We start from the raw sequence: 19,159 nt of genomic DNA, 5'->3' as shown, positions 1-19,159 counted from the left end.
GCGCCAGCCAGGCTTTTATTCGGAGGGCACGTATTCTACTACTTCCAGGTCGAAACCGGATATCGCGTTGAACTTCATCGGCGCACTCATCAGGCGCATCTGCCGCACACCGAGGTCACGCAATATCTGCGAACCCGCCCCCACCGTGCTATAGGTGGTGGGGTTTTTCGTCGGCACAGAGTCGGCGCTTTCACGGATATGCGCCAGCAGCACATCGCCATCCAACGGATGTCCAAGCAGCAGCACCACGCCACTACCCGCCTCGGCCACGGCGGCCATAGCGGCCCGCAAACTCCAGCGGCCCGGTTGCTTGACCATCAACAGGTCGCGCAACGGGTCCATGTTGTGCACGCGCACCAGGGTCGGGACTTCGGCGCAGACATTGCCCAGAGTCAGAGCCAAGTGCACATCGCCTTCGACCGAATCACGATAGGTCACCAGGGTGAAATGGCCCAGCTCGCTGTCCAACGGTTGCTCGGCAATCCGCTGAACGGTACGTTCGTGGATCATCCGATAGTGGATCAAGTCGGCGATAGTACCGATCTTGATGTGGTGTTCAGCGGCAAAGGTTTCGAGTTCGGCGCGACGGGACATGGTGCCGTCGTCGTTCATCACTTCGCAGATCACGCCGCTGGGCTCGAAACCGGCCATGCGCGCCAGGTCGCAGGCAGCTTCGGTGTGGCCGGCGCGAGCCAGGGTGCCGCCCGGCTGGGCCATCAGCGGAAAGATGTGGCCAGGGCTGACGATGTCCTCGGCCTTGGCATCCTTGGCGGCCGCCGCTTGCACGGTACGGGCGCGGTCGGCGGCGGAAATGCCGGTTGTGACGCCTTCGCTGGCCTCGATCGACACGGTGAACTTGGTGCCAAAGCCCGAACCGTTGCGCGGCGCCATCAGCGGTAGCTTGAGCAATTCGCAACGCTCGCGGCTCATCGGCATACAGATCAGGCCACGGGCGTGCTTGGCCATAAAGTTGATGTGTGCAGGCGTGCAGCATTCGGCGGCCATGATCAGGTCGCCTTCGTTCTCGCGATCTTCATCATCCATGAGGATGACCATCTTGCCCTGGCGGATGTCTTCGACCAGTTCTTCAATCGTGTTGAGTCCCACGCGGCACCCCCTTTTCTTTCAAGACTTGAGATAGCCGTTGGCGGCCAGGAAACTTTCGCTGATGCCGCCGCTCGACGGCTCCGCAGCCTTGTTACCGAGCAACAGACGCTCCAGATAACGGGCCAGCAGATCGACTTCGAGGTTGACCCGACGTCCAGGACGATAGTCGGCCATGATCGTTTCGGCCAGGGTATGCGGGACGATGGTCAACTCGAACTCGGCGCCATTGACCGCGTTGACCGTCAGGCTGGTGCCGTCGACGGTGATCGAGCCTTTGTGGGCGATGTACTTGGCCAGGTCTTTCGGAGCACGGATGCGGAACTGGATCGCCCGGGCGTTTTCTTCACGGGCAACGACTTCGCCGACACCATCGACATGACCACTGACCAGATGACCACCCAGGCGGCTGGTTGGGGTCAGGGCCTTTTCCAGGTTGACCCGGCTACCGGCCTTCAATTCGTTGAATGCAGTGCAGTCCAGGGTTTCACGGCTGACGTCAGCCCAGAAACCGTCGCCCGGAAGCTCCACGGCGGTCAGGCACACACCGTTGACCGCGATGCTGTCACCGAGCTTGACGTCGCCCAGGTCGAGCTGGCCGGTTTCTACATAGACCCGCACATCGCCGCCTTTTGGGCTCAGCGCACGGATACTGCCGATGGATTCGATAATGCCGGTGAACATGAAATCCTCCTCGAGAACGAGCCAGCGCAGGGGCGCAAGGCGTGAATTATACGCCGGATGCCGGGTCAGGTATTGCGGTGACTCGCCAGTCATTGCCCACCGCGCGCATTTCAGTGATCTTCAACTGCGGGGCCTCGCTCATCTGCTCCAGCGGCCAATCCAGCAGCGGGCGCGCACGGGAACCGAGGAACTTTGCCGCGACAAATATCTGGTATTCGTCCACCAAGCCCTGGCGAGCAAAGGCTCCGGCCAAGCGCGGACCGGCCTCGACCAACAGTTCATTGACGCCACGGGCTGCCAATTGGCTCAGCAACTGGGGCAGGTCAACCTGGCCGTCGCTGCCCGGCACGCTCAGGACCTCGTGCCCTGCGGCCTGGTAGTCGGCGCTGACGGTCGCCGCGCACGTCACCACCAGCGCCGGACCTGCCTGGAAGAAAGCCGCGTCGAGCGGCACCCGCAGGCGCCCGTCGATCAGTACCCGCAACGGCGGCCGACGCTCGGCCAAGGCCGTCAGTTCGGGGTCCAGCCCCAGTTCGGCGGCACGCACGGTCAGCCGGGCATTATCGGCCAATACCGTATCGGCGCCGGTGAGCACCGCGCTGGCCTGAGCCCGAAGTCGTTGCACGGCGGAGCGCGCGGCAGGCCCGGTGATCCACTGGCTTTCACCACTGGCCATGGCGGTGCGACCGTCCAGGCTCATCGCCAGCTTGACTCGCACCCACGGCAGACCATGTTCCATACGCTTGAGGAAGCCCTGGTTGATCGCCCGCGCCTCGCCTTCGAGCACGCCGCTGAGCACCGTGACCCCGGCATCGGCCAGGTGCTTGAGACCACGTCCGGCGACCTGCGGATTGGGGTCCTGCATGGCCGCGACCACCCGGCCCACGCCAGCCTTGACCAGTGCGTCGGCGCACGGCGGTGTACGACCGAAGTGACTGCACGGCTCCAGCGTCACGTATGCCGTCGCGCCACGGGCGTTTTCGCCCGCCTCGCGCAAAGCGTGGACTTCGGCATGGGGCTCGCCGGCTCGCACGTGCCAACCTTCGCCGACCACTTCGCCGTCGCGCACAATCACGCAACCCACCCGTGGGTTAGGGTGCGTCGAGTAGCGCCCCTTACGGGCCAGCTCCAGGGCCCGGGCCATGTAGTGGGCATCGAGAATCGCCTGTTCGGTGGCAAGGCTCATTGATGGACGGGCTCCCGGGCGAGACGGTCGATCTCTTCACGGAACTCGTTGAGATCCTGGAAACGACGATAGACCGAAGCAAAGCGGATATAGGCGACTTCGTCGAGTTTCTGCAACTCGCTCATCACCAGCTCGCCGACGATCAACGACTTGACCTCGCGCTCGCCGGTCGCCCGCAGCTTGTGCTTGATATGCGCCAGCGCCGCTTCCAGGCGCTCGACACTCACCGGGCGTTTTTCCAAGGCCCGCTGCATACCGGCGCGCAGTTTTTCTTCGTCGAAGGGTTGGCGACTGCCGTCCTGCTTGATCAGGCGCGGCAAAACCAGTTCGGCGGTTTCAAAGGTAGTGAAACGCTCACCGCAGGCCAGGCATTCACGCCGGCGGCGCACCTGTTCGCCCTCGGCGACCAGACGCGAATCGATGACTTTGGTGTCGTTGGCACCACAGAAGGGACAGTGCATGGTGGCAGGCAACAAAAAATGGGAGGGTCATGGTAGCGCATCCCCGTGGCAAGACAAGCCATAGGGTTTGCGGTATACAGTCGGCGGACTAACGTTATTCCATCAGAACCACCGCTTTGCGCCTCAGTTGGAGTTGTAGATGTCAGTACGACCGCTTGTTTTGCTCAGCCTCGCCGGCCTGCTTGTCGCTTGCAGCGGCGCCCCCAAGCCCGAGCCGGCCCCGCCCCACCAGGTTCAGACAAAAAAACCGCTAAGTCCCTACGAAGAACTCGGCCCGCTGCCGGCTTTCCAACGCGAACTGAGCGGCACCCTGCTCGGCGTGCCGGCCAATGCCGAGGTCGAACTGGCGCTGCTGGTGATCGATGAGCGCGGTCGCCCGCAACAACTGCTGGCCAGCAGCAAGATCAACGGCACCGGCCAGGTGCTGCCGTTCCGCCTGCGCTTCAATCCGGAGGTGTTTCCGCCGGACAGTCGCGTCGAACTGCGCGGGCGCGCCAGCCAGTCCGGGCAACTGATCCTGCACCTGCCTTCGGTGTCGGTGGACCAGCCGACCACTCAGGCCATGGGTGAATTGCAATTCGTCAGCGCGCCTTGAATCCAGCACTCGACCCACTAGCGGCCTGTGTGGCTCAACCGCCGCTTTCGGCCCACCCGCCCCAGGCCTTATAGTTGCACCATCCCCCCCGCTCTTCGAGATTCCCGATGACTCAGGACACGCCCTACATCTTCGACGCCACCGCTCTGAACTTCGACCAGGCGGTGATCCAGAACTCGTTCCACAAGCCAGTGCTGGTGGATTTCTGGGCGCAATGGTGTGCGCCCTGCAAGGCCCTGATGCCGATGCTGCAACAGGTCGCCGAAAGCTATCAGGGCGAACTGCTGCTAGCCAAGGTCGACTGTGATGCCGAGCAGGACATCGTCGCCCGTTTCGGTATCCGCAGCCTGCCGACCGTGCTGTTGTTCAAGGACGGCCAGCCGGTAGACGGCTTCGCCGGTGCCCAGCCGGAGTCGGCGGTGCGCACCATGCTCGAACCCCATGTACAGCTGCCCGCGCCGGCCGCAGCCGATCCTTTCGAGCAGGCCCAGGCGCTGTTCGGGGAAGGCCGGATCGCCGACGCCGAAGCGACCCTGGTGGCGCTACTGAACGAAGACAACAGTAACCCTCAGGCATTGATCCTCTACGCTCGCTGCCTCGCCGAACGCGGTGCACTGGACGAAGCGCAGGCCGTACTCGATGCGGTCAAGGGTGACGAACATAAAGCTGCCCTGGCCGGTGCCAAGGCCCAGTTGACCTTCCTGCGCCAGGCCGCCGACCTGCCGGATACCGCCGACCTCAAAGCCCGCCTGGCCCAGGATCCACTGGACGACGAGGCCATCTATCAACTGGCAATCCAGCAACTGGCCCGCCAACAGTACGACGCCGCGTTGGATGCCTTGCTCAAACTGTTTACCCGTAATCGCGGCTACAGCGAAGGCCTACCCCACAAGACCCTGCTGCAAGTATTCGACCTGCTGGGCAACGACCATCCGCTGGTGACCACCTACCGACGCAAGTTGTTCGCGGCACTTTACTGAGCCACTTCACCCGATCTCGAACAGACAGATGCTGACGGCCCCGACGCTCAGGCGATCGCGAACCACGCGAGTGCGGGCGGGGTTCGTCGGTCGCCGCTGGGGGCCCCGCTCTTGAGGCCTGCCAAAAGCATCATCCATAAACATGTAACAAGACCGCCCCCAATAATACAAGACTGACTCCACCGACTTGAATTAAGGACAACCTCTCTCGATAGAAAAAATATCCCAGGATCGCGGCAATACCACCCGACAATGTACTTATTACAGTAACAATGGAAACAGAGCCACTCATAGCGCCCCAGGAAAAAGCGGAAAACCCGCCCAAATTCAAAAGACTTGCTCCGCACAACGTACCGAATGTTTTTAGTCTGATCGCTGCACGATCCCGCAAGAACTTCATAGCTTCCGGCAAGAGAAAAATGAAACCTACCGTGTAGCCAAGTGCGAGCATGTTGACCGGACCTAAAGAGGGCAATACGAACTTGCCTTGGATCCAGAAACTGGCGCCATAAAGCATTGCCGCCAGCAGTGCGTACCCCACCGACAACTTACTGTTCGACATGCGCTCAAACCCGGCCCCGTTAGCATTGCTACTGGCGAGCAATACACCGAAAAAGCAGGTTAGAATGCCAACAAACTGCCAGACTGATAGTGCATCGCCACCCAGCCAGGCCAACACTGTGGTGAAGACGCCGTAAGATGTCACCAGTGGTGCAACGACAGCGGTCTTGCCGATGGCGAAGGCCTTGGAAAGCGAAAGTGCCCCAATGACGGTGCATAACGAAGCCACACCCCCCAACAATACGACTATTGCGGAGGCAGAGATGATCTTTTCCCAATGATTGGAAAATGCAAGAATAATGATCGTCATCAGCAGCAACCCCAGCAGTTGGCCGAAAAGAACCGCTCGTTTGACCCCAACCGCTCGCGCGTTCATGCCAACCAAAAAATCCGTTCCGCCCCAAAAGACAGCCGCTAATAACCCTGCGAATACCTCCAAAGCAATAATCCTTTATTTTATTTTTTATTGCGCCAAACAGTAATTCATATGAGATCAAAAATCAAACATCTATAAAAGATGAAAACCGCCCTCTTTCCCTCCTTATTCAAGCAAGAACGTCAAGGAAACAGTTAATATTGCTAAAACAAAAGCAAAAATAACTCCACAGGTAATCTCCTACAACGCTCCAGCTAATTTCTCACAATAATCAACATTAACTTTAAAATTTTTTTTATAATAAAAATCCAAATTTCTATCGAGATTCTTGACTCAAGACTCGATATTTTTGCTGCGTGCGGCCTCTCGACACTTCATCAGGTCATGAAGGCTCTTGTTCTTGGAAAGGCGCCAGTGAACCGCGGCGTTCGCCGAACAGCTGGGGACGGCTGTTGCGCCGTGCCGAGGCGGCCTGCAGGGCCTGAAGGTCCTGGGGGGTAAGGCTGGACTTGCGGCTGGGGGCCGGGCTCGGTTCATTGCTGCGTGTGCTGAGATCACTGGCGCGCCGGCCCACATGGCCCGAGAGCTGGTTCCAAGCGGTATTACGGACCATTGGATATTGCCCACCATGTTGCTGGATGAACGCATTCAACGCTCCTGGGTCGCGCAGGATTGTAACCGGCCCATGCTCGCCTAGTTGCCGTGGCAAAATCAGCGTGGCGGGAAAGTTGTCTTTCAGATCACTTTGGGGGTTTCCCTGATCGGCACCATGGTGCACCAAGCGCCAAGCGGCGTTGCCTGGTTGGTCGAAATCGATGTCGGGACGCAGCCGTTCATTGATCTGATTAGCGATGCGCCGCTCCAGGGCCGTGATGTGGTCGGTCCCGCCATCCTTCGGGCCACCGGGCATGACGCCCGACAAGGGATCGCGTAGACCCGGTTGCGACAAGCGCCGGTTGGTTTGCTCGCCCACTTGCCCCCAATTGGGCATGATTACGAACAGGTCATAATCGGCCGTCAGCGGTTTGTCCTGGAGAGGATCGTCTGGTTGTCTCATGGGTGCCAGCACTTGCACCGCCTCTCCTCCATGCAGAATTTCGAACGATTTGCCGTTATCGGCGAGTCGGGCGGTGAACTCGGTAGAGTCGCCGGGGAGCGTGATCTTACGTGTGCCATCGCTCAACGGTGCATGCAGCCGGATCAAACCCTCGTCCTGCAGTAGCCCCAGACGCTCTTGCGGTAGCCGCAGCGCAATGGCCCTGGCGTGTTGCTTTTCCAGCACCGCCTTGATGTCTTGGTCTGCCTTTGCGATCGCTTCCGGTCCGCGGCCACGCACCTTGCTGAGCGCCTGTTGTACCGGAATGAAGCCGTAAAGCGGCCCCAGGTCGGAACTCTTACCCTTGATCTGTTGGCTCTTGGTCGGATGACCCTGTTCGACCAACGACCTGTTCAGTGGATCGAAAGGCCTGAAGGCGATCACGCAGTCATTTTCACGAGCAATGTGATGCAGCTTACGCAGGTGTTCGGCGGGAATGCCGGTATTGCCACCGACCTGTTGGATGCTGTGCTCAAGTACCTGTGTCGCGTCCATGGCTTGCGCCGGCGCGTGGACGTCCTCCGTGCCGCTGGAGCCAAAGGAGAAATTGGGGTTGAAAAGAGAATGATCGATCGGATTCATGAGCTGTCCTGAAAGCGTAGCCCCCCCGCAGAATAGGCAGCGGCTTTGCGGCCTTTGTCTGCGGCGCAGGTTTTAGCGAGCGTTTGACAGTAGATTCAGCAGGCTGGCCCGACCCATAGGAACGCCAGCCCTGCGGTCCGCCTACTTTTGAGTGGCGTCGTGAGGCTACTGGGTTCCAGCCATGCGTGATTGGTATTTCCTATCTGCGAGGGTAGTGAAGCTCCCCATTGATTTCGGTCGACCATTGGGGGTCAACATCGGCACACCCTCCGCTACAGCTTTTGCTAGCGCCTCAACGCTTTCAGCGGCCGCCCTGGTTTTGAATGTGCTCGCTTCGGTTAGGCGGTAGGTGCCTCCAAAGCCGAGGTCTTCGTCGCCAGCCAGGAAATAATCTTGGGGATGTAAACGCAGTCGACGGGTGGTCATGAGCATGGCGAGCCGACTTTCAACACCACATGGGCGAGCGCGGATACATTTCGTACAGAGCCTGATAGGGTTTGCGCACAACACTCCATACCCAGCTTCTTCGCAAAGCCAGAACCGGCGCTGTCGGCCTGCGCAACAAACCGCCCCACCTAACAGATGCCGTCCGTGAAGTCAGCAATACACCTGCTTAAGCATCGCTCCAACTATAGAGCGGCGAATCCGTCCCACTCACCACCTTGACCTCACCACAGTGGCGCAAGCGCACCAATAAGCGTTTGCCCGCCGCCACACTCCCGGTCAAGCCCTCCAATTGCCCCAGCAGTTGTGGACCGTCGATCTGCCCGGCTTGGCGCACCAAGTCCTTGGCCATCTGCCACACGGCATCGTCCTGGCTCATCGGCCTGGCCATCACCACTGGCTCCTGCCGTTTCTCCACCTGCAATTGCGCACCCAGCCGGGCCCAATCGCCGTCATCCAGCTCCACTGTCAAATCTACCGGCCACTCGCCGATGGTTCCGCGAATCCGCACCATAAACTTTCCTCAAAATCCTTGACCGAATAGCCCAGCAGGCATGCTCCCACGCGTCAGCCGGATCGCCAAGCAGGTGGTTGAAAGCGTAATAAATTGTTATAAGATCACATAACAAAATACCTTTTGTGGTTTCTGGAGAAACACTATGCGCCGCCTGCTTCTTGCCCTGCCTTTTGCTTTACTACCCTTGGTTGCCGCCCAGGCCGATGAAAAAGAACATGGCAGCCTTGGCGCTCACGAACATGGCGTCGCCCGCCTGAATGCGGCTCTGGACGCGCAAACCCTGGAACTGGAAGTGCAAAGCCCCGCGATGAATCTGCTGGGCTTCGAACACGCGGCTACCAGCGATGCTGACAAGGCCAAGGTCGCCGCCGTGCGCGCCCTGCTCGACAACCCGTTGGCGCTGTTCCAACTGCCCAAGGAGGCCGGTTGCGTAGTTGCCAACCAGGAACTGGAAAGCCCGTTGTTCGGTGATCCAGCCCCGGAAGACGCCCACCACGATGAAGAGGAGGATGACCACGCCAAGGGCACCGATGAACACCCGCATCATCACGACCACAGCGAAATTCACGCGCACTACCAATTCAACTGCGCCACACCGGCAGCGCTCAAGCAGCTCGACCTGACCCAGGTTTTCAAGACCTTCCCCGCCACACAAAAAATTCAGGTACAACTCATCTCGCCAGGCGGTCAGCAGGGTGTGGATGCGACGCCCAAGGCCGCTACCTTGCAGTTCTGATCCCTCTCCATTCCCGTTGGAATGGGCTTATGTGCGTCTGTGGGGGCGGTACCGGCTTGGGGCGGCGTTACGACGAAGTTTTTCGCGATCTCAAGGTCCCTTTCGCGGGCAAACACTGCTCCCACCACCCGTTCCACCTCCACCAAGAGCACACCATTTGTGAATCGGCCCCAATGACCCAAGCACTTATCGAACTGTCCGACCTGGGCTTCAATTGGCCCGGCCACCCGCCGTTGCTGGACATTCCCGCGTTCCGCCTGGAGCCCGGCGAAACCCTGTTTCTCAAGGGTCCCAGCGGCAGCGGCAAGACCACCCTGCTCGGCCTGCTGGGCGGCGTGCAGAAACCCAGCCGGGGCAGCATCCGCCTGCTCGGCCAGGAGCTGACCGAGCTCGGGGCCGGCGCCCGCGATCATTTTCGTGTCGATCACACTGGCTACATTTTCCAGCAGTTCAACCTGCTGCCGTTTCTCTCGGTGCGCGAGAATGTCGAACTGCCCTGTCGTTTTTCCAGGCTGCGCGCCAGCCGCGCCAGCCAGCGCCACGGCAGCATCGACCAGGCCGCCGCGACCCTGCTCGCCCATCTCGGTTTACAGGACCCCGCGCTGCTGGAACGGCGCGCCGACTCCCTGTCCATTGGCCAGCAGCAACGCGTCGCCGCTGCCCGCGCACTGATCGGCCAACCGGAGCTGGTAATCGCCGATGAGCCGACCTCGGCCCTTGATTACGACGCCCGCGAAGCTTTTATCCAATTGTTGTTCGCCGAATGCCGGGAAGCCGGCTCCAGTCTGCTGTTCGTCAGCCATGATCAAAGCCTGGCGCCACTGTTCGATCGTCACCTGTCCCTGGCCGACCTGAATCGCGCGACCGCGCCCGCGGAGGTTTGAGATGTATCTGTTACGACTGGCCCTGGCCAGCCTGGCTAACCGCCGCTTTACCGCCATTCTCACCGCCTTCGCCATCGCCCTTTCGGTCTGCCTGCTCCTGGCGGTGGAACGCGTGCGCACCGAAGCCCGCGCCAGCTTTGCCAGCACTATCAGCGGCACCGACCTGATCGTCGGCGCTCGCTCGGGCTCGGTTAACCTGCTGCTGTACTCGGTGTTTCGCATTGGTAACGCCACCAACAACATCCGCTGGGATAGCTTCGAGCACTTTGCCGGCAGCCCGCAGGTGAAGTGGGCCATCCCGATTTCCCTCGGCGACTCGCATCGCGGCTATCGGGTGATGGGCACCAACGAAGCCTACTTCGAGCATTATCAGTACGGTCACCAACAGCGCCTGGAACTGGCCGGCGGTCGCGCCTTCGCCAGCGATCCTTTCGAAGTGGTACTCGGCGCCGAAGTCGCCGATGCCTTGCACTACAAGCTCGGTGACCAACTGGTGCTGGCTCATGGCGTCGCGACAATCAGCCTGGTCAAGCACGACGACAAGCCGTTCACCGTGGTCGGTATCCTCAAGCGCACCGGAACCCCAGTGGACCGCACGCTGCATATCAGCCTCGGCGGCATGGAGGCGATCCATATCGACTGGCACAACGGCGTACCAGCCCACGGCGCCGGGCGGATCAGCGCCGACCAGGCGCGTAACATGGACCTCACGCCCCAGGCGATCACCGCCTTCATGCTCGGCCTCAAGAGCAAGATTGCGACTTTCGCCGTGCAGCGCGAGATCAACGAGTACCGGGGCGAGCCGATGCTGGCGATCCTTCCGGGGGTGGCCTTGCAGGAACTCTGGAGCCTGATGGGCACGGCGGAAAAAGCCCTGTTCGTAGTCTCGCTGTTTGTGGTGCTGACCGGCCTGATCGGCATGCTGACGGCGATTCTCACCAGCCTCAACGAGCGCCGCCGGGAGATGGCGATCCTGCGTTCGGTGGGTGCGCGGCCCTGGCATATCGCCAGTCTACTGGTGCTGGAAGCCTTTGCCCTGGCACTGTCCGGCGTGGTCGCCGGGCTGGGTCTGCTGTACCTGTGCATCGCCTTGGCCCAGGGTTATGTGCAGTCGAACTACGGGCTGTACCTGCCGTTGTCCTGGCCAAGCGAATATGAATGGAGGCTGCTTGGCGGTATCCTCGTCGCCGCCCTGTTGATGGGCAGCGTGCCGGCCTGGCGTGCCTATCGGCAATCCCTGAGCGATGGCCTGTCCATCCGTTTATGAGTGTTTGTGTGATGAAAAAACCTGTGTTGTCCCGCTTGCTGTTGGCGCTGCTGTTGTTGGCGGCTCTGCCGTCATGGGCCAAGGACGAACCGCGGGAGCTGGCCTGGCAGGAAATGATTCCGCCGGACGCGCCGCCGGAACTGCCGGATATGCGCCCGCTGCATGACTTGTCGCAGTTGGGCAACATGGACCCCGAGGCCGCTCCGGCGGCCAGGCAGAGCCTGCCGGACGCGCCGGTGGTCAAGGCCCTCGATGGCCAGCATGTGCGATTGCCCGGCTATATCGTGCCACTGGAGGTGAGCGAGGAAGGCCGCACCACCGAGTTCCTGCTGGTGCCGTATTTCGGTGCCTGCATCCATGTGCCGCCACCGCCGTCGAACCAGATCGTGCATGTGACCAGTGAGCTGGGGGTCAAGCTCGACGAGTTGTACCAGCCGTACTGGATCGAAGGCGAACTGCAGGTCAAGCCAAGCACCAGCGAGCTGGCGGATGCGGGGTACGGCATGGAGGCACAAAAGATCTATGTGTACGAGTTGCCGGAATAAGGCAATTGACCTTTCATTGAGCTGAGTCAAAGACTCGATCAGCTCGCTCTTTACCATTGACTCCAGTGAATTCGAAATGTCTTCTGGAGTCCTTCCATGCACAAATCCTTACTCAGCGCCGCCTTCGTTGCCCTCGCCTGCGCCGCCCCGCTTGCCCATGCCCATGAGGCTGGTGACATCATCGTTCGCGCCGGAGCGATCACGATCAATCCGAGCGCCGACAGCTCCAGCGTCAAGGTCGATCGCGGCCCGCTGGCCGGCGCCAATCTCGGTGGCAAGGCGACGATGGGCAGCGACACTCAGTTGGGCCTGAACTTCGCCTACATGGTCACCGATCACATCGGTCTCGAACTGCTGGCCGCGAGTCCGTTCGAACATGACGTGAAGCTCAAGAACACCGCGCTAGGCGCCGCCAACGGCAAACTCGGCACCCTCAAGCACCTGCCACCGACCCTCAGCGTGGTGTACTACCCGCTCGACCACAAGTCGGCGCTCCAGCCTTACCTCGGTGCTGGCATCAACTACACCTGGATCTACGACGAGCATGTCGGCAGCGAAGCCAGCGCCGCTGGTTTCGACAATTTCCGTGCGAAGAATTCTTGGGGGCTGTCCTGGCAGGTCGGTGCCGACTATATGCTCACCGACAAATTGATGCTCAACGCCCAGATCCGCTACATCGACATCGACACCACGGCCTACGTGGACAACAACGCAGTGGCGGGCGGCACCCGCGCCAAGGTCAATGTCGATGTGGACCCGATGGTTTACATGGTCGGCCTGGGCTACAAGTTCTAAGCGGTATCAGCGCCCCAGCAACCGCGCCAGTCCCACGCCGATCGGCGTCGGTTCGGGAAAGGCGAAGCGCTCCAGCAGACGCTGGTTGTTCGCCCGGGAATGACGGATATCGCCGCAGCGTGCCGGGGCATACGTCACGGGGGGCAACGGGCCGACGACTTCGCTCAGGACCTGCAGCATCTGCTTGAGGCTGGTGGAGCGGTTCAAACCAACGTTAATCGCACCTTCGTGCACCTGCGGCGCTTCGAGCGCCTGTACCAGGACGTTCACCAGGTCGCCGACGTAGATGAAATCGCGGGTCTGCTCGCCATCGCCAAACACGGTGATCGGCAGGCCTTTCTCGGCGCGTTCGCTGAAGATGCTGATGACCCCGGAATACGGCGAGGACGGATTCTGGCGCGGCCCGAAAACATTGAAAAAACGGAAGATCACCGGCTCCAGGGCATGCTGGCGTCGATAGAAATCGAAATAGTATTCGCTCGCCAGCTTGTCCACCGCATACGGTGTCAGCGGTGCCTTGGGCGTGTCTTCGACAATCGACTCACCTTCGCCGTTGTTACCATAGACCGCAGCGCTGGAGGCGAAGATTACCCGCTTCACCCCCGCCTCGCGCATGGCTTCGCAAACATTCAGGCTACCCACAAAATTGCTCCGGTGCGTGCGCACCGGATCATCCACCGAGGCTTGTACCGATGCCACCGCCGCCAGGTGCACCACGGCCTGACAACCGACCATGGCCCGGACAACCTGCGCGGCATCGGCGACATCGCCCTCGATCAGCTCGACTCGCGGGTTGTCCAGGGCGAGGTTGCTACGCTTGCCGGTGGACAGGTCGTCCAGCACACGAATCGAGTAACCTTTGGCTAACAGCAGCTCGGCCAGGTTGGAACCAATGAAACCGGCCCCGCCGGTGATCAGAATCGGCGTATCAGCCATGACGATAGAACCTGTCCAGTAAAGCCGGCAGCCCGGCGCGCCAGGCGCGCGGTTTGATGCCGAAGGTATGGAGGATTTTCTTGCACGCCAGCACCGCATGCTGCGGTTCTTCAACGGCATCCGGGCGAGCCGCGTGGGCCTGGGCGCTCGGCGCCTCGATCGCCAGCGGATGGAAATTGCGCGCCTCGCCGAGGATCGCCTGGCCCAATGCCAGTGGCGTCGTCGCCTCATGGCCGGCATAGTGATAGGTGCCCCACAGCGGCGCCGCACAGTCGAGTTGCTTGAGCACCGAAATAATCACTCGGGCGGCATCGTCCACCGGCGTCGGGTTGCCGCGCCGATCATCGGCCATCAGCAATTCTTCGGGACGCTCGGCGCGAGCCAGGAAACGTCCCAGCGTGCCGTCGATGCTATCGTCCAACAACCAGCCGAAACGCAGCAGCACATGTTGCGGACAGGTCGCGCGCACGCTCTGTTCGATGCGCCACAGCGCCTGGCCGCGCAGGCCGAGAGGAATCGGTTCGTCTTTTTCGCTGTAAGCGGTCGCCCGCGAACCATCGAACACCCGATAGCTGGACGGTTGCACCAGGACGATATTGTGATGCTGGCACAATTCGGCCAGACGCTCGATCGCGCGTTCCTGGCTGGACAGCCGTGTTTCGCTGACAGCCTCCGCCTGGAACCAGTCGAAATAGTAAGCAAGGTTGATCAACGCATTCGGGCGGGTGTCATCGAGCAATTGCGTCAGGCTCGCGGCATCCCAGCCGTCTTGCGGCGGGCGGGGGGCGAGGAAATCGATGTCTTCCTCCGCACCCAGGCGAATCAGCGCCTGCCCGAGGGCATTCCCGCCACCCAATAACATAAGGCGCATTCGCATAGAGTCAGCAGGCTCAGGTCTGTTCAGAACAATGGCGGTTTGTGGAAGAACCGAGGTTTTCCCGTTGGCAACCGCCACAATCGTTGCATTTTGCGGGTTTTGGATGCAGCCGTCACGGGGAAAGTGCCCGCAGAGTGCTTATCAGTGCAGAAAGATCACAGTGGCTGACTCAAATCCCCATTCAGCTTGCAACTTGTCCACGGCGCCCGCATAAAGTGAAGTATGAACCTTCCCGAACCGACCCCCGACGCTCTGGCGGCGTTTCATCCGGCCGTCAGTGCCTGGTTTCGCAACACCTTCCCGGACGTCACCGCCGCCCAGGCCCGTGCCTGGCCGTTGATACGCGAGCGCCAGTCGACGCTGATCGCCGCGCCCACGGGTTCGGGCAAGACCCTCACGGCCTTTCTCGCGGTCATTGATGAGCTGGTGCGACAGGGCCTGGATCAAGGCGGCAGGCTGCCGGCTGAAACCCTTATCGTCTATGTCTCGCCGCTCAAGGCGCTGTCCAACGATATTCGTATCAATCTGCAGGAGCCGTTGGCCGGCATCACCGCCGAACTCGAACACCAGGGCCTGCCCCCGTTGTCGATCAGCACGGCGGTGCGCACCGGCGATACGCCGCAGAAAGATCGCACGCAGATGCGCAAGAACGCGCCGCATATCCTGGTCACCACCCCCGAATCGCTCTATGTGCTGCTCGGCTCCGACTCGGGACGGCGCATGCTTGCCACCACCCGCACGGTCATCGTCGACGAAATCCATGCGATTGCCGCCAGCAAGCGCGGCAGTCACCTGGCCTTGAGCCTCGAACGCCTGCAGGCGCTGTGCCACGAGCCACTGCTGCGCATTGGCCTTTCCGCCACGCAAAAACCCATCGATGGGGTGTCGCGCTTCCTGGTGGGCAGCGAACGCCCCTGCGCGATCATCGATATTGGCCATGCCCGCCCACGGGACCTGGCCATCGAAGTACTGCCGGTGCCGCTGGGGCCGGTGATGGCCAACGACGTCTGGGAGCTGGTCTACAAGCGTCTCGCCGAACTGGCCCAGGCACATCGCACCACCCTGGTGTTCGTCAATACCCGGCGCCTGGCCGAACGGCTGGCCAAGCATGTGAGCGAACGCCTGGGCAAGGATGCGGTGGCCGCCCACCACGGTAGCCTGGCCAAGGAACAGCGCCTGGAGGCCGAACAACGACTCAAGCGCGGCGAGCTTCGGGTGCTGATTGCCACGGCTTCGCTGGAGCTGGGCATCGATATCGGCGAGGTCGAGCTGGTCTGCCAAATTGGCTCGCCAGGCTCTATTTCGGCGTTTTTGCAACGGGTCGGGCGCTCCGGCCACCAGATCGACGGAACGCCCAAGGGCCGCCTGTTCCCGACCTCGCGCGATGACCTGATCGAATGCGCCGCGCTGCTCGACTGCGTTCGCCGGGGCGAGCTGGACACCTTGCTGATTCCCCGAGCGCCGCTGGATGTACTGGCACAGCAGATCGTCGCCGAAGTCAGTTGTCAGGAGTGGCAGGAAGCCCCGCTGTTGGATCTGATCCGCCGTGCCAGCCCCTATGCCGGGCTCGACGAATCACATTATCAGGCCTTGCTGCGGATGCTCGCCGAGGGTTTCAACAGTCGCCAGGGGCTGCGCAGCGCCTATCTGCATCGGGATGCGATGACACGCACCTTGCGTGGCCGACGCGGCAGTCAACTAACGGCGCTCACCAGCGGCGGGACCATTCCGGACAACGCCGACTATGCCGTGCTGCTGGAACCCCAGGCCCTGAATATCGGCAGCGTCAACGAAGACTTCGCGATCGAAAGCATTCCCGGCGATGTGTTCCAGTTGGGCAACAGTTCCTATCGGATCCTGCGCGTCGAAACCGGCAAGGTACGGGTCGAGGACGCCCATGGTCAGCCGCCCAGCATTCCGTTCTGGCTGGGCGAAGCGCCAGGACGCAGTCACGAACTGTCTTTCGCCGTGGCACGCCTGCACGGTCAGCTCGATGAGCGACTGGCAGCCACGCCCGGCAACTTGCAGCCCAGCATCGACTGGTTGTGCGACAGCCTCGGTCTGGAACTGGCCTGTGCCGAACAGATCGTCGAATACCTCGCCCGTACCCGATTGGCCCTGGGTGCCCTGCCGTCCCAGGAGACCCTGGTGATGGAGCGGTTTTTCGACGAATCCGGCGGCACTCAATTGATCATCCACACGCTGTTCGGCAGCCGGATCAACCGTGCCTGGGGCCTGGCCTTGCGCAAGCGCTTCTGTCGCACTTTCAATTTCGAATTGCAGGCCGCCGCGAGCGAGAATGCCATTATTCTGTCGCTGTCCACCAGCCACAGCTTTGCCCTGGATGAGGTCTGGCGTTATCTGCGCAGCAACAGTGCCGAGCAGATCCTCGTCCAGGCGGTCCTCGACGCGCCACTGTTCGGCGTGCGTTGGCGCTGGAGTGCCGGGGTCGCGCTGGCATTGCCGCGCTTTGTCGGCGGGCGCAAGGTGCCACCACAAATCCAGCGGATGAAAGGCGAAGACCTGACAGCCTGCGTCTTCCCGGACCAGATCGCCTGCCTGGAAAACCTCGCTGGCGAGCGCGAGATTCCCGATCACCCGCTGGTGGAGCAGACGCTCGACGATTGCCTGCACGAAGCCATGGACTGTGACGGTTGGCTGGCCCTGCTGCGCCGGATGGAAGCCGGCGAGGTGCGGCTGATTGCTCGCGATCTGCCGGCGCCGTCGCCGCTGGCGGCGCAAATCCTCAACGCCAAACCCTATGCCTTTCTCGACGATGCGCCCCTGGAAGAACGGCGGACCCAGGCCGTGCTCAATCGGCGCTGGAGCGACCCGAGCAGCACCGACGACCTCGGCGCGCTGGATCATGAGGCCATCGTCGCAGTCGGCGCCGAAGCCTGGCCGCAACCCAACGGCACCGACGAAATGCATGAGGCGCTCATGAGCCTCGCCGTGATCAGCGATACCGAGGCGCACGCCAATGACCGCTGGCCGGACTGGCTCGAAGCCCTGGCCGCCAGCGGTCGCGCCACCTGCCTGTGGGTCGACGACCGGCGGTTTTGGGTCGCCCTGGAGCGCCTGACCTGCCTGCAAGCGCTTTATCCGCACGCCACGCCACAATCGCGGTTGCAGCCACCGACGGACTTCGCTCAAGCCTGGGAGGCCGACGTCGCCGCCGTCGAAGTGGTCCGCGCCCGTCTCAGCGGTTTTGGCCCGCTGTCACTGCGTGAGATCGCCAGCCCCCTGGGGTTGGCCGAGGGGCAATTGGCCCAGGCCCTGGCGAAACTGGAAAGCGAAGGCTATGTGCTGCGTGGGCAATTCAGTCCTGCGGCGACGTCGGAGCAATGGTGCGAACGGCATCTGTTGGCCCGCATCCACCGCTACACGGTCAAGCGCCTGCGGCGGGAGATCGAACCCGTGGCTTTGCAGGATTTCATGCGTTTCCTGTTCGACTGGCAGCACCTGTCCAGCGTCAGCCAAGCCCAGGGCAGTGCTGCGTTGCCAATGATTGTCAGCCAGCTCGAAGGCTACGCGGCCGCCGCCGGGGCCTGGGACAGCGATCTGCTGAGCGCTCGCCTGAAGGATTATTCGTCGACCTGGCTGGATGAACTGTGTCGTTCGGGCAAGCTGGTCTGGAGGCGTCTGAACGCCCGTAACAAGGCCGCCAATACGACACTGCGCAGCACGCCGGTCGTGTTGCTGCCGCGCAGTCAGGCGTTGCTGTGGGGCAGCCTGGCGCAACAGACTGCGGTCGAGGAACTGTCGCCGCGAACCTTGAAAGTTCACGCGGCCCTGAGCGAGCACGGCGCACTGTTCTTCGATGAATTGCTGCATGAGGCTCACCTGCTGCCGACCGAGCTGGAGACCGCGTTGCAGGAACTGGTGGGCGCCGGCCTGGTGAACGCCGACAGTTTCGCCGGGCTGCGAGCACTGATCACCCCGGCCAGTAAACGTCAGGCGCGCGCCGGTCGACGCGGGCGCGGAGCGTTTGTCGGCGGAATGGACGATGCCGGGCGCTGGGCATTGCTGCGACGGCCCTCAACGACCGCTGTCGGCGGCGAACGACTGCCGGAGGAAACCCTCGAGCAGGTCGCCATGACGTTGCTGCGTCGTTATGGCGTGGTGTTCTGGCGCTTGCTGGAACGGGAAGCCGAATGGTTGCCGAGCTGGCGCGATTTGTTGCGCACGCTGCATCGACTGGAAGCCCGTGGCGAAATTCGCGGCGGACGTTTTGTCAGCGGGCTGGCCGGCGAACAGTTCGCCTTGCCCGAAGCCATTGCGCTGCTGCGCGAGGTGCGCCGCCGCCCCCTGGACGGCAGCCTGGTGGCGGTGTGTGGCGCCGACCCGCTGAACCTCGCCGGCACGCTGTTACCGGGCAACAAGGTTCCGGCGCTGGCGGGCAATCGGCTGGTGTATCGCGATGGAGTACCGGTGGCAGCCGAAGTCGCGGGCAAGCAGGTGTTCTGGTTGGAACTGCAGCAGCAGACGGCGGCCGAGGTCCGGCAGAAACTGGTCCAGCATCGCGGGCCTTGA

Annotated in this window: 17 protein-coding genes; 8 read left to right on the top strand and 9 right to left on the bottom strand. The window is 61.8% G+C overall.

Annotation, left to right across the window (positions count from 1 at the left end; translation table 11 throughout):
- Nucleotides 1-15 precede the first annotated feature (15 nt).
- Genes ribBA through nrdR form a run of 4 tightly spaced genes read right to left on the bottom strand, consistent with a single transcriptional unit; the run spans nt 16 to nt 3,435 of the window.
- Nucleotides 16-1,107: a bifunctional 3,4-dihydroxy-2-butanone-4-phosphate synthase/GTP cyclohydrolase II gene (gene ribBA, locus AWM79_RS01300; RefSeq protein WP_017129924.1), complete on the bottom strand. Its 1,092-nt coding sequence runs from the start codon at nt 1,105-1,107 to the stop codon at nt 16-18.
- An 18-nt stretch (nt 1,108-1,125) separates the two neighbouring features.
- Nucleotides 1,126-1,788 (bottom strand): riboflavin synthase, encoded by a 663-nt coding sequence (locus AWM79_RS01295; RefSeq protein WP_017129923.1) that lies wholly within the window; start codon nt 1,786-1,788, stop codon nt 1,126-1,128.
- Between the two features lie 46 nt (nt 1,789-1,834).
- The gene (gene ribD, locus AWM79_RS01290; protein WP_060781965.1) at nt 1,835-2,974 is read right to left on the bottom strand and encodes a bifunctional diaminohydroxyphosphoribosylaminopyrimidine deaminase/5-amino-6-(5-phosphoribosylamino)uracil reductase RibD; all 1,140 of its coding nucleotides are present in this window, start codon (nt 2,972-2,974) and stop codon (nt 1,835-1,837) included.
- A complete protein-coding gene (gene nrdR / locus AWM79_RS01285) occupies nt 2,971-3,435 on the bottom strand; it encodes a transcriptional regulator NrdR (RefSeq protein WP_017129921.1) in 465 nt (154 codons plus the stop codon). The genes ribD and nrdR overlap by 4 nt, the downstream gene beginning before the upstream one ends.
- A 139-nt stretch (nt 3,436-3,574) precedes the next feature.
- On the opposite strand from nrdR, the gene AWM79_RS01280 reads away from it, so the two are divergent.
- Both AWM79_RS01280 and trxA read left to right on the top strand, forming a co-directional pair.
- Nucleotides 3,575-4,030 carry a YbaY family lipoprotein gene (locus tag AWM79_RS01280; RefSeq protein ID WP_017129920.1) on the top strand — a complete coding sequence of 152 codons (456 nt, stop codon included), beginning with the start codon at nt 3,575-3,577 and terminating at the stop codon, nt 4,028-4,030.
- A 107-nt stretch (nt 4,031-4,137) separates the two neighbouring features.
- Nucleotides 4,138-5,010 (top strand): thioredoxin, encoded by an 873-nt coding sequence (gene trxA, locus AWM79_RS01275; RefSeq protein ID WP_060781964.1) that lies wholly within the window; start codon nt 4,138-4,140, stop codon nt 5,008-5,010.
- Between the two features lie 130 nt (nt 5,011-5,140).
- Here trxA and AWM79_RS01270 read toward each other — a convergent pair whose 3' ends face one another.
- From AWM79_RS01270 to AWM79_RS01255, 3 genes are all read right to left on the bottom strand, one after another.
- Entirely contained in the window at nt 5,141-6,010 is an 870-nt protein-coding gene (locus AWM79_RS01270; protein ID WP_060781963.1) for a DMT family transporter, read from the bottom strand.
- A 319-nt stretch (nt 6,011-6,329) separates the two neighbouring features.
- The gene (locus AWM79_RS01265) at nt 6,330-7,625 is read right to left on the bottom strand and encodes an anthrax toxin-like adenylyl cyclase domain-containing protein (protein WP_060781962.1); all 1,296 of its coding nucleotides are present in this window, start codon (nt 7,623-7,625) and stop codon (nt 6,330-6,332) included.
- Nucleotides 7,626-8,238: 613 nt separating this feature from the next.
- On the bottom strand, nt 8,239-8,583 hold the full coding sequence (locus tag AWM79_RS01255) for a hypothetical protein (RefSeq protein ID WP_017129916.1): 345 nt from the start codon (nt 8,581-8,583) through the stop codon (nt 8,239-8,241).
- A 145-nt stretch (nt 8,584-8,728) separates the two neighbouring features.
- Between AWM79_RS01255 and AWM79_RS01250 the strand changes: the two genes are divergently transcribed.
- The 5 genes from AWM79_RS01250 (at nt 8,729) to AWM79_RS01230 (ending at nt 12,813) form a co-directional block, all read left to right on the top strand.
- Nucleotides 8,729-9,322 (top strand): DUF2796 domain-containing protein, encoded by a 594-nt coding sequence (locus AWM79_RS01250; RefSeq protein ID WP_060781961.1) that lies wholly within the window; start codon nt 8,729-8,731, stop codon nt 9,320-9,322.
- 173 nt (nt 9,323-9,495) lie between these two features.
- Nucleotides 9,496-10,206: an ABC transporter ATP-binding protein gene (locus AWM79_RS01245; protein WP_060783922.1), complete on the top strand. Its 711-nt coding sequence runs from the start codon at nt 9,496-9,498 to the stop codon at nt 10,204-10,206.
- Nucleotide 10,207: 1 nt separating this feature from the next.
- Complete coding sequence (locus tag AWM79_RS01240; protein ID WP_060781960.1) at nt 10,208-11,473, top strand: ABC transporter permease; 1,266 nt, start codon at nt 10,208-10,210, stop codon at nt 11,471-11,473.
- Between the two features lie 26 nt (nt 11,474-11,499).
- The gene (locus AWM79_RS01235) at nt 11,500-12,018 is read left to right on the top strand and encodes a DUF3299 domain-containing protein (RefSeq protein WP_425262053.1); all 519 of its coding nucleotides are present in this window, start codon (nt 11,500-11,502) and stop codon (nt 12,016-12,018) included.
- 96 nt (nt 12,019-12,114) lie between these two features.
- Nucleotides 12,115-12,813: an OmpW/AlkL family protein gene (locus AWM79_RS01230; RefSeq protein ID WP_017129911.1), complete on the top strand. Its 699-nt coding sequence runs from the start codon at nt 12,115-12,117 to the stop codon at nt 12,811-12,813.
- 6 nt (nt 12,814-12,819) lie between these two features.
- On the opposite strand, the gene AWM79_RS01225 is transcribed toward AWM79_RS01230, so the two are convergent.
- A complete protein-coding gene (locus AWM79_RS01225; RefSeq protein WP_017129910.1) occupies nt 12,820-13,749 on the bottom strand; it encodes an NAD-dependent epimerase/dehydratase family protein in 930 nt (309 codons plus the stop codon).
- Nucleotides 13,742-14,626 (bottom strand): sugar nucleotide-binding protein, encoded by an 885-nt coding sequence (locus tag AWM79_RS01220; protein WP_167375411.1) that lies wholly within the window; start codon nt 14,624-14,626, stop codon nt 13,742-13,744. The genes AWM79_RS01225 and AWM79_RS01220 overlap by 8 nt, the downstream gene beginning before the upstream one ends.
- Nucleotides 14,627-14,848: 222 nt before the next feature.
- Between AWM79_RS01220 and AWM79_RS01215 the strand changes: the two genes are divergently transcribed.
- A complete protein-coding gene (locus tag AWM79_RS01215; RefSeq protein ID WP_060781958.1) occupies nt 14,849-19,159 on the top strand; it encodes a DEAD/DEAH box helicase in 4,311 nt (1,436 codons plus the stop codon).

Origin of the sequence: Pseudomonas agarici (genome assembly GCF_001543125.1) — a bacterium.
Taxonomy (GTDB): Bacteria; Pseudomonadota; Gammaproteobacteria; order Pseudomonadales; family Pseudomonadaceae; genus Aquipseudomonas; species Aquipseudomonas agarici.
Note: the sequence above shows the minus strand (reverse complement) of the source record. Positions and strands in the feature narration are given on the sequence as shown.

Excerpts from the sequence above, each read along its gene's own strand:
- AWM79_RS01245 (WP_060783922.1), top strand. The coding sequence starts at position 9,496 with ATGACCCAAGCACTTATCGAACTGTCCGACCTGGGCTTCAATTGGCCC.
- AWM79_RS01265 (WP_060781962.1), bottom strand. The coding sequence starts at position 7,625 with ATGAATCCGATCGATCATTCTCTTTTCAACCCCAATTTCTCCTTTGGC.
- trxA (WP_060781964.1), top strand. The coding sequence starts at position 4,138 with ATGACTCAGGACACGCCCTACATCTTCGACGCCACCGCTCTGAACTTC.
- AWM79_RS01215 (WP_060781958.1), top strand. The coding sequence starts at position 14,849 with ATGAACCTTCCCGAACCGACCCCCGACGCTCTGGCGGCGTTTCATCCG.
- AWM79_RS01295 (WP_017129923.1), bottom strand. The coding sequence starts at position 1,788 with ATGTTCACCGGCATTATCGAATCCATCGGCAGTATCCGTGCGCTGAGC.
- AWM79_RS01240 (WP_060781960.1), top strand. The coding sequence starts at position 10,208 with ATGTATCTGTTACGACTGGCCCTGGCCAGCCTGGCTAACCGCCGCTTT.
- ribD (WP_060781965.1), bottom strand. The coding sequence starts at position 2,974 with ATGAGCCTTGCCACCGAACAGGCGATTCTCGATGCCCACTACATGGCC.
- AWM79_RS01280 (WP_017129920.1), top strand. The coding sequence starts at position 3,575 with ATGTCAGTACGACCGCTTGTTTTGCTCAGCCTCGCCGGCCTGCTTGTC.
- AWM79_RS01255 (WP_017129916.1), bottom strand. The coding sequence starts at position 8,583 with ATGGTGCGGATTCGCGGAACCATCGGCGAGTGGCCGGTAGATTTGACA.
- AWM79_RS01220 (WP_167375411.1), bottom strand. The coding sequence starts at position 14,626 with ATGCGAATGCGCCTTATGTTATTGGGTGGCGGGAATGCCCTCGGGCAG.
- AWM79_RS01225 (WP_017129910.1), bottom strand. The coding sequence starts at position 13,749 with ATGGCTGATACGCCGATTCTGATCACCGGCGGGGCCGGTTTCATTGGT.
- AWM79_RS01230 (WP_017129911.1), top strand. The coding sequence starts at position 12,115 with ATGCACAAATCCTTACTCAGCGCCGCCTTCGTTGCCCTCGCCTGCGCC.
- nrdR (WP_017129921.1), bottom strand. The coding sequence starts at position 3,435 with ATGCACTGTCCCTTCTGTGGTGCCAACGACACCAAAGTCATCGATTCG.
- AWM79_RS01250 (WP_060781961.1), top strand. The coding sequence starts at position 8,729 with ATGCGCCGCCTGCTTCTTGCCCTGCCTTTTGCTTTACTACCCTTGGTT.